The organism is Stenotrophomonas maltophilia group sp. RNC7 (assembly GCF_030910085.1).
In the GTDB taxonomy this organism is placed as follows: Bacteria; Pseudomonadota; Gammaproteobacteria; order Xanthomonadales; family Xanthomonadaceae; genus Stenotrophomonas; species Stenotrophomonas sepilia.
The window spans coordinates 1-862 of sequence record NZ_JAVFVN010000738.1; the positions used below are offsets into that span (position 1 = coordinate 1).

Consider the following 862-nt stretch of genomic DNA (forward strand, 5'->3'; position numbering starts at 1 on the left):
CGTAGTTCGTGAGAGAGACCCTCATGCCTTCGCGCGTGATAATATTTCGCTGCTCGAAATCAGAGCAAGTTTGAAATAAGATTGTGGGGCTCAATCGAAATTTGAGATGCAGATCATAGAGATCGAAACCGCCAGGCGCCTGAAACGCTGCTTTCAATACGAGTTTTTCGACAGTCTGCATTTTACACTCTCGGCGTCAGCGGCCGTCTTCTTGAACCGTCCGCGAGCCTCTTCCACCAAAATATAGGGAAGTTATTGTTCGGTGGATTTCCATTCTCAAAGAAATAAGCCGCTTGCGACTTTTTATATCCTAAAGAATACTTGCTCAACTTCATGTAGCCGTCTTTTTTTAAGAGACGGTCCTCCATTCCAAGCATGAGACTCTCAAGGGGCATGATTCTTTCAGGCGGGTAATGATCCTGAATCGACTTCTTGAGCCAGATGGTAGCGAAAAAGTCTTTGGCTAGACTTAGGTCCTTCAGTCTCGAAATTTCCATAGCCGCGACAGTAGCTACATATAGTGTGGCCGTTTTATTGTGACTTTTAAGCTTATCCGACAGCCAAACCAGCGCGCCACTCAGAGTTTGGCCCGTACCAACGAACTCATCGACTATCACAATGTTTCCTCCGTCAGCGACTTCCGACGCTGCCTCTCCCAGCGCCTTATAAAACTGGTTAGTTTCCCAATCGGCTAGATCGCCTAGTATCGGCTTGAGGAACCACGCTATGGCTGCAGAACTGTCAGCATGTCGCCCTCTGTCCATGGCAACCACCACGCTATCGTGAGGGCTGCATTTCCAGTCATTGGTTATCTTTGCTGCTATTTGCTCCAACGAGCGGGTCAATTCCAAGCCGCTTACAT

Annotated in this window: 2 protein-coding genes; both read right to left on the reverse strand. The window is 48.1% G+C overall.

Annotated features, from left to right (window positions below; genetic code table 11):
* A partial coding sequence (locus RCF13_RS16355; protein WP_308141347.1) for a hypothetical protein occupies positions 1-181 on the reverse strand: 181 nt, incomplete at its 3' end.
* A 1-nt stretch (position 182) separates the two neighbouring features.
* The coding region (locus RCF13_RS16360; protein ID WP_308141348.1) for a hypothetical protein at positions 183-862 on the reverse strand (680 nt) is incomplete at its 5' end.